The sequence below is a fragment of the Photobacterium sp. OFAV2-7 genome (assembly GCF_022347985.1).
Taxonomy (GTDB): Bacteria; Pseudomonadota; Gammaproteobacteria; order Enterobacterales; family Vibrionaceae; genus Photobacterium.
On sequence record NZ_JAKRFQ010000126.1, the window covers coordinates 1 to 8,200 of the forward strand.

7 protein-coding genes are annotated in these 8,200 nt (G+C 47.4%); 5 read left to right on the top strand and 2 right to left on the bottom strand.

Annotated features, from left to right (window positions below):
• Nucleotides 1-385: 385 nt before the first annotated feature.
• On the top strand, nt 386-1,414 hold the full coding sequence (locus MHN01_RS09425; RefSeq protein WP_239411118.1) for a porin: 1,029 nt from the start codon (nt 386-388) through the stop codon (nt 1,412-1,414).
• A gap of 72 nt (nt 1,415-1,486) precedes the next feature.
• On the opposite strand, the gene MHN01_RS09430 is transcribed toward MHN01_RS09425, so the two are convergent.
• Both MHN01_RS09430 and MHN01_RS09435 read right to left on the bottom strand, forming a co-directional pair.
• Nucleotides 1,487-2,035 carry a regulatory protein ToxS gene (locus MHN01_RS09430; RefSeq protein ID WP_239411119.1) on the bottom strand — a complete coding sequence of 183 codons (549 nt, stop codon included), beginning with the start codon at nt 2,033-2,035 and terminating at the stop codon, nt 1,487-1,489.
• On the bottom strand, nt 2,026-2,889 hold the full coding sequence (locus MHN01_RS09435; RefSeq protein ID WP_239411120.1) for a transcriptional regulator: 864 nt from the start codon (nt 2,887-2,889) through the stop codon (nt 2,026-2,028). Before MHN01_RS09435 ends, MHN01_RS09430 begins: the two co-directional genes overlap by 10 nt.
• Nucleotides 2,890-3,088: 199 nt before the next feature.
• On the opposite strand from MHN01_RS09435, the gene htpG reads away from it, so the two are divergent.
• The 4 genes from htpG to MHN01_RS09455 form a co-directional block, all read left to right on the top strand.
• A complete protein-coding gene (gene htpG / locus MHN01_RS09440; RefSeq protein ID WP_239411121.1) occupies nt 3,089-4,990 on the top strand; it encodes a molecular chaperone HtpG in 1,902 nt (633 codons plus the stop codon).
• Between the two features lie 177 nt (nt 4,991-5,167).
• Nucleotides 5,168-5,812 carry an adenylate kinase gene (gene adk, locus MHN01_RS09445; RefSeq protein ID WP_239411122.1) on the top strand — a complete coding sequence of 215 codons (645 nt, stop codon included), beginning with the start codon at nt 5,168-5,170 and terminating at the stop codon, nt 5,810-5,812.
• A 125-nt stretch (nt 5,813-5,937) separates the two neighbouring features.
• Entirely contained in the window at nt 5,938-6,912 is a 975-nt protein-coding gene (hemH, locus tag MHN01_RS09450; protein WP_239411123.1) for a ferrochelatase, read from the top strand.
• Between the two features lie 133 nt (nt 6,913-7,045).
• The coding region (locus tag MHN01_RS09455) for an inosine/guanosine kinase (RefSeq protein WP_239411124.1) at nt 7,046-8,200 on the top strand (1,155 nt) is incomplete at its 3' end.

Below are 8,200 nucleotides of genomic sequence, written 5' to 3' on the forward strand. Positions count from 1 at the left end.
CATCCAATGAATTTCTATCGCGTTATTATTTAGGCGCTTATTTGCGTATTTGATATAAAGCTGGGCGAATTATCGTCTAAATGTTTCATTTTTAGCTGGTTCAGTAATTTATAGTCGCTTTTAGTTTTTACCTAAACTTATTTTCTAACTACATCTAGATAAATAATTTTTAAGGCTGTTTTTCTTCATAACACTCTGATTATCGGTATTTAATATTGTCATCTCGGACAGAACAGAAATGCCAAGGAAGTTACCTGAATGCACCAGGTTATTACGGTTAAGCGTAATGAGAGTGCTCTCGGGGAGCGAAGGCAAGGGATCAAAATATAAATACCATCACCTGACATATAGCAAACGAGCGTATGCAGGTTATTAGGAGTTGGACATGAAAAAGACAGTTGTAGCAACAGTCATTGGTTCTGTTGTTGCTAGCGCATCAGCAATGGCAGCAGAAGTCTATAAAACAGATGAGCTTTCAGTTAATGCCTACGGTAACTTGCGTGCACGTTATGAAACAACCGATAACGGTCATATGGGGGCGGACAGTACCTTCACCGGTGAGGGGACGGAGCTAGGGTTAGGGGTCACTTACTTCCTGGACAATAACATGTATGTCAACGGCGATGTCATGTATGAAATGAATATTATCCCTGAAGATGGCGACGGCAATGATGATGATAATTTCCTGAAGTTCGGCTCGGTCGCGTTTGGCGGTGATTTCGGCGAGTTCCGTATCGGTCGTATGTCGGCAGTTCAGGATACTTTGGCCGGTCAGTATGATATCACTTGGGAGTATGGCGGTACCGCAAATATTAAGGAAGATGCGTTTGCTACAGATCGACTGACGAACGGTATCCAGTACAAGATAGATGTTAATAACCTGACTGTCATGGCACAGTACCACACTGGTGATGAAGGAGTCGATGCAAACGGTGTTGCCGATCCGAAACTGGGCCAGCTTGGTATCGATCAGGCATATGCGATGGGTGTTGCCTGGGCATCTGACTTTGGTCTCGGTTTATCGGCCACTTACACGTACTCTGAGCGTACAGAGAAAGATATGACCTATGGTGGTGATGATGATACATCATGGACCTTAAACGCCACGTATGCCTACCAGGCGTTGTCAGTGGCAGCCATGTATTCTGACTATGACTTCGCTGGCGAGGAGAGAACCGGCATCGGTGCAATGGCTCGCTACGACCTGCCAGTGGGTGTCGGCCTATATGGTGTCTACGATTATGTCGACTACGATACCCAGGACGACAAGCTGAACCAGTTTACTATTGGTGCTGACTACTGGTTAAATGACAGCGTTGTTTCATATGCAGAATATGCTGATCAGAGCTTTGATGACGAGATTGCCGGAAGTGATGATAGTGCATTTACTATTGGCATGAGAGTGTATTTCTAACGTGCATTACGAATAGGAATGTTCATTGTTGTTGGGGGAAGCGAGAGCCTCCCCCCTTTTTTATTGCTTCAATTAGAGCGAGTAAAGAATACTCGAGCCGTAAGTTAGGCTGGTCAGCAATAGCGACTTTTTATTGATAACGTCAATACGGCGACTTTGCTGGGCGTCCATACGGAATACCTGTTTGACAATCGTTAGGTGGTGGCTCTGAAAATCTTTGTTCTGGCCAGAGGTAATGTCCTTAAATTCAAGAGGCTCGGTAAGCAGATAGCTCCCGCTGATGTCCCATCTCCCCGATTCGGAAATGTGCAATGTAAGTGGTTGCTCGCTTTCGCTAAATAGCTTCAGCAAGGTAATACGCGAATAGGTTTTATTCGGCAGGTAGACGACATGGCTGCTTTGCTCAAGACTCCGGAGCATCCCCAGCTGTTCCAGCTGCATGGGTTCAATACGGCTAACAGACGTTGATTGCCATTCCCTGGACATGAGCAGTTGTTCCTGCTTGTAGTCACTGGAGAAATAGAGCCAGGCGCTGAAAGAGGTCGATAATGCCAAAACGATGAAAGCCCAGTACTGCTTGCAGAAAACCGAAAAGTTGCTGTGTTTATTTATTACTGACATAGCTTGGTATTATCCTCATGGCTAGTAAGTAATCGCAGGGTGACGTTTTCACCCGGTGTCGAGGTGCCGTGAATATAGTTCAGCCATAGCTGGTTGCTTTGTCCGCCTGTGGCAATGATCTCTAACGGACGCTTATCACCCTGGTGGTGCTCGAGGTAAGTTTCCACACAGCGCGAAATCAGTGTTCTCCATTGCACCAAATCAGGGTGGTTTTTAGGCGTCAGTACTTGAACGCCATTCACTGTCAGCAAGGGCTTGAAGGCTTCGGACTTTGGCGGGAAGCTTAGCGTCACCAGCAAAGGCAATAAGCAGGAAATCATAATAGCCAGCAGTTTCAACACAGCGATTCTTGATGGCTTGTTAGTTGCTGCTCTACTGGTTTTATTTGACGACATGCCTTCAGGCTGCACAGTCGTGCTTTTCTGCAATGGTGTATCAACACTTGGTTCTGTGGTGACGGCCTCGATATCGGTTTCGGCGATTGGCAGCTCGGTAACAGCTGGGTTGTCTGTCTGCTCGTTAACATTGGCGATCATCTGATAGCCGCGTTTAGGCACGGTTTTGATAAACTCCGGCGATTTCGTCGAGTCTTTAAGCGCCTTGCGAAGTGTGGAGATAGCCTGGGTCAGGCTGGAATCATCAACTTCAAAACCTTGCTCACGCCATACATAGTCGTGCAGGCGGGTACGGGTAATGATGGCACCTGGCTCTTCAATAAGCAGGCTTAATGCTCGGCTTTCATTGCTGCCGAGTCGGGTAAGCTCATCGTTTTCAGATTGGTCGATTAAGCTATTGTCATAAGGGTCGAAGAGGAACCTCTGACCAATCAAATATTTATTTGATATTTTATTCATTTTTAGCACCAATGGCACAGTTGAGCTGATTATATAGCATGAATTCCCTGAATCATTTCTGAATGTAAATTTTTAAAAGGGCGACTGAAAAAATATAAATAATATAAAAAGCGCATTTTAGGTTGAAAAACTGAACTTAGGCCATATCTATGAAATGAATTGTTATAGATTACGTAATACGACTAGTTACGGAGTTGAAATGAGCGAGCAAAATATCCATAAAAATAAGGAAACACGTGGCTTTCAATCGGAAGTAAAGCAGCTGCTACATCTGATGATCCACTCATTGTATTCGAACAAAGAGATCTTTTTACGTGAGTTGATTTCTAATGCCTCTGATGCGGCTGACAAGCTACGTTTTCGCGCCCTGTCGCAGCCTGATTTATATGAGAATGATGCTGAACTAGGCGTAAAACTGTCGTTCAACGCCGATGCCGGCACCTTGACGATCCATGATAACGGTATCGGTATGACCCGTGATGATGTGATTGAGCATCTGGGTACCATTGCCAAGTCAGGCACCAAGGATTTCTTTGCCAAGCTGAGCGAAGACCAGTCAAAAGATTCCCAGCTGATCGGCCAGTTCGGTGTCGGTTTCTATTCATCTTTCATTGTGGCTGACTCGGTGACAGTGAATACCCGTGCGGCAGGTGTCCCTGCTGATCAAGCTGTATGCTGGCACTCTAGCGGTGAAGGCGATTATTCGGTTGAAGACATCGAAAAAGCGAGCCGTGGTACCGAGATCATTCTTCATCTTCGCGAGGATGAGAAAGAGTTCCTGAGCGAGTATCGTCTGCGTGACATTATTGGTAAATACTCTGACCATATTGGCATTCCAGTCTTTATCCAGACCGCTGAACGTGACGAGGAAGGCAAGGAAACGGGAACCAACAAATGGGAGCAGGTCAACAAGGCTCAGGCGCTTTGGACCCGCAACAAATCTGAGATCAGCGAGGAAGAATATAAAGAATTCTACAATCATGTCTCACATGATTTCGCTGAACCGCTGGCGTGGAGCCATAACCGCGTAGAGGGTAACCAGGATTACACCAGCCTGCTGTATATTCCATCGAAAGCACCGTGGGATATGAATAACCGTGACAGCAAGCACGGCCTGAAACTGTATGTTCAGCGTGTCTTCATCATGGACGATGCCCAGCAGTTCATGCCTTCTTACCTGCGTTTCATGCGTGGCCTGATTGATTCGAATGATCTGCCACTGAACGTATCGCGAGAAATTCTGCAGGACAACAAGGTCACTCAGGCGCTTCGCAAGGCATGTACCAAGCGTGCGCTGACAATGATGGAGCGGATGGCGAAAAATGATGCCGAGAAGTACCAGACATTGTGGAACGAGTTTGGCCAGGTGCTAAAAGAAGGTCCTGCCGAAGATTTTGCCAACCGTGAGAAAGTAGCTAACCTGCTGCGCTTTAGCTCAACGCACAACGAAGTCGCCGAGCAGACTGTCTCACTGGCCGATTATGTTGAACGGATGAAAGATGGTCAGGATAAGATTTACTTCCTGACGGCAGACAGTTTCAGCGCTGCTAAGAACAGTCCGCACCTGGAGCAGTTCCGAGCCAAGGGCATTGAAGTTGTTCTGATGCACGATCGTATCGATGAGTGGTTGATGGGTCACCTGCCTGAGTTTGACGGTAAGCAGTTCCAGGCAATCACCAAAGCCGATCTGGATCTGTCCAAGTTCGAAGACGAGGAAGAGAAAGAGAAGCACAAGCAAACTGAAGAAGAGTTTAAGTCTGTGGTTGAACGGACGAAGAGCTACCTTGGTGATCGTGTGAAGGATGTTCGTACCACGTTCAAGCTGCAGGATACACCGGCTGTTGTGGTGACCGATGAAAACGAAATGGGTACGCAAATGGCTAAGCTGCTGGCAGCGGCGGGGCACGATGCGCCTGAGGTGAAATATATCCTTGAGCTGAACCCTGAGCACGCCTTGGTCAACAAGATGGCCGATGAACCTGATGAAGAAGCATTTGGCCGTTGGGTTGAAATGCTGCTAGGTCAGGCAATGCTTGCAGAACGAGGCTCTATGGACGATCCGTCTCAGTTCCTGGCCGCTGTTAATAAGTTGCTGGCATAAATTTGCTAACAGGTATCGATTTGACTAAGGTCTTATCGATTCTATTATCAGCTTCAAATAGTATTCTGATAAAGCATGTAATCCAGGCCCGGTGAAGGCACCGGGCTTGCGACTGCGGGCTAATCAGTGTATTTTTCTTTTTTTTGAAAAACTCCATCTTATTTAAAGGGGATCAAGATGCGCATCATTCTTCTGGGCGCTCCAGGTGCAGGTAAAGGTACTCAGGCACAATTCATCATGGAGAAATTTGGTATTCCTCAAATTTCTACTGGTGACATGCTACGTGCGGCGATCAAAGCTGGTACTGAGCTAGGTAAGCAAGCGAAATCAGTAATTGACGCTGGACAGTTGGTGTCTGACGATATCATCCTTGGTCTGGTAAAAGAGCGCATTGCTGAAGACGATTGTGCAAAAGGCTTCCTGCTAGACGGCTTCCCACGCACAATTCCTCAGGCTGACGGTCTGAAAGAAATTGGTGTAGCTGTTGATTACGTTATCGAGTTTGACGTTTCTGACGATGTTATCGTAGAGCGTATGGCTGGCCGTCGTGCTCACCTGGCTTCAGGTCGTACTTACCACACGGTTTACAACCCGCCGAAGGTTGAAGGCAAAGATGATGTAACGGGTGAAGATCTTGTTATCCGTGAAGATGACAAAGAAGAGACAGTACGTGCTCGCCTGGGCGTTTACCATGACCAGACTGCACCTCTTATTGCTTACTACGGCAAAGAAGCTGAAGCTGGTAACACTAAGTACCTTAAATTCGACGGTACTCAGCCAGTTGCAGCAGTAAGCGCTGAGCTGGAAAAAGCTCTGGCTTAATTGACGCTTCGCATCGAATATAAAAAACGGGTTAGCTTTCGGGCTAACCCGTTTTTTATATGCATGATTTTATTAAAGCTGATAAAGTTAACCCGTCAGCGCATTACTCAAACGCGAAGGAAAGTATGAGCGAAAAAAATAATAATTATGGTGTATTGCTGGTTAACCTGGGGACGCCGGACGAAGCTTCGCCTGCCGCCGTTAAACGCTTCTTATCTGAATTTTTGCATGATCAGCGAGTTGTCGATATGTCTCGCTGGTTGTGGTGCCCAATCCTTCATGGCGTTATCCTGCCGATACGCTCTCCGAAAGTCGCCAAGCTATACCAGTCGGTCTGGATGGACGATGGCTCTCCATTAATGGTGTACTCCCGTCGCCAGCAGCAGCAATTGGCAGAAGCCCTTCAAGTGCCCGTCGAGCTGGGAATGACTTACGGTAATCCTTCTATTGCTGTCGCTCTGGAGAGCCTGAAGCAGCAGGGCTGTAACAAGGTGCTGGTTTTGCCGCTATATCCGCAGTATTCACAAACCACAACAGCCGCTGTATTCGATAAAGTGGCTAAGGTGCTCAAGTCTCACCCGGAAATTCCTGAACTACGTCTTGTGCACAACTATTTCGATCATCCCGAGTACATTGGTGCGCTGGCCGAATCCGTGACGGAGTTTTGGGATAATCACGGCAAGCCGGATTACCTGTTATGTTCCTATCATGGTATTCCCAAGCGCTATGCCGATAACGGTGATCCGTACCCGCAGCATTGTAACGGCACGACGGCATTGTTAGCTGAGAAGCTTGGTCTGCCTCGCGAGCAGATGAGTATGAGTTATCAATCCATCTTCGGTCGGGAAGAGTGGTTAAAGCCCTATACCGAACAAACTATCTCGGAGCTGGCAACAAAAGGGATAAAGCGACTGGATGTGATGTGCCCGGCTTTCTCTGTTGATTGCCTGGAAACGCTGGAGGAGATCGCCGAGCAGTGCAAGGAAACCTTCATCGAGGCAGGTGGCAAGGAGTTTAACCTGATCCCGTGCCTGAATGATAACCCTGCGCATATTGCAATGATGGCGCAGCTTGTCAGGCAAAATACCCAAGGCTGGTAAGGTATGTACAGGCTGTACCAAATACTTTCCTAATAAAAAGTTGAAGCTCTCAAAAACTGTGAGAGCTTTTTCTTTTCTGTTCTATATTCTGTGATAGAATTCGCAAAATTTTCCCAACAGACAGCTCATTGACATGAAATTTCCAGGCCAACGAAAATCAAAGCATTACTTTCCCGTACATGCCCGTGATCCTCTTCTGAGTCAAGCCAAACAAGAAAAGCGCCTAACACGCACTCACGTAGTGGGTATCGACCAGACTCTGGTAGATATCGAAGCGTGTGTTGACGATGAATTCCTGGAACGTTATGAGCTAAGCAAAGGCCACTCTTTGGTAATTACCGATGAAAAGGCCGAAGCACTGTACCAAGAGCTGAAAGAAAATGATCTGATCAGCCATGAGTTTGCTGGTGGTACGATCGGTAATACCCTGCACAACTACTCTGTACTGGCGGATGATAAATCCGTATTGCTCGGTGTAATGAGCAAAGATATCGAAATCGGCAGCTATGCGTACCGTTATCTTTGCAATACCTCGAGCCGTATGGATATGAACCACCTTCAGCCTGTACATGGTCCAATCGGTCGCTGTTTTGCACTGATCTCGAAAGAAGGTGAGCGTACGTTTGCGATCAATGAAGGTCGAATGAACCAGCTGGATCCAAACAGTATTCCAGAGTCGGTATTCGAGAATGCTTCTGCGCTGGTACTGACCGCTTACCTGGTACGTTGTAAAGAAGGCGATCCGATGCCTGAAGCGACAATGCGCGCGATTGAGTATGCGAAAAAGAATGACGTACCTGTAGTACTGACGTTGGGTACCAAGTTTGTGATCGAAGACGATCCTCAGTGGTGGCGTGATTTCCTCCGCGACCATGTAACGGTTGTGGCGATGAATGAAGATGAAGCCGAAGCGCTGACCGGTGAAGCGGATCCACTGATTGCTTCTGAGAAAACGTTGGAGTGGGTGGATCTGGTACTTTGCACCGCAGGCCCTGTCGGTCTTTATACTGCCGGTTATACCGAAGACGAAGCGAAGCGTGAGACCAGCCTGCCGTTGCTACCGGGTGAAATTCCAGAGTTTAACCGTTATGAGTTCAGCCGTCCGATGTTGAAGGAGCAATGTACAACGCCATTGAAGGTGTTCTCGCACATTGCGCCGTATATGGGCGGTCCAGAGCGTATCAAAAATACCAATGGTGCCGGTGACGGTGCGCTGTCAGCCCTGCTGCACGATATGTCAGCTAACCGCTACCACAAAGAGAATGTGCCTAAGTCGAGCAAGCACCAG

Bases quoted from the DNA above. Each gene is read 5' to 3' on its own strand.
- MHN01_RS09425 (WP_239411118.1), top strand. From the start codon at position 386: ATGAAAAAGACAGTTGTAGCAACAGTCATTGGTTCTGTTGTTGCTAGC.
- MHN01_RS09435 (WP_239411120.1), bottom strand. From the start codon at position 2,889: ATGAATAAAATATCAAATAAATATTTGATTGGTCAGAGGTTCCTCTTC.
- MHN01_RS09430 (WP_239411119.1), bottom strand. From the start codon at position 2,035: ATGTCAGTAATAAATAAACACAGCAACTTTTCGGTTTTCTGCAAGCAG.
- htpG (WP_239411121.1), top strand. From the start codon at position 3,089: ATGAGCGAGCAAAATATCCATAAAAATAAGGAAACACGTGGCTTTCAA.
- adk (WP_239411122.1), top strand. From the start codon at position 5,168: ATGCGCATCATTCTTCTGGGCGCTCCAGGTGCAGGTAAAGGTACTCAG.
- hemH (WP_239411123.1), top strand. From the start codon at position 5,938: ATGAGCGAAAAAAATAATAATTATGGTGTATTGCTGGTTAACCTGGGG.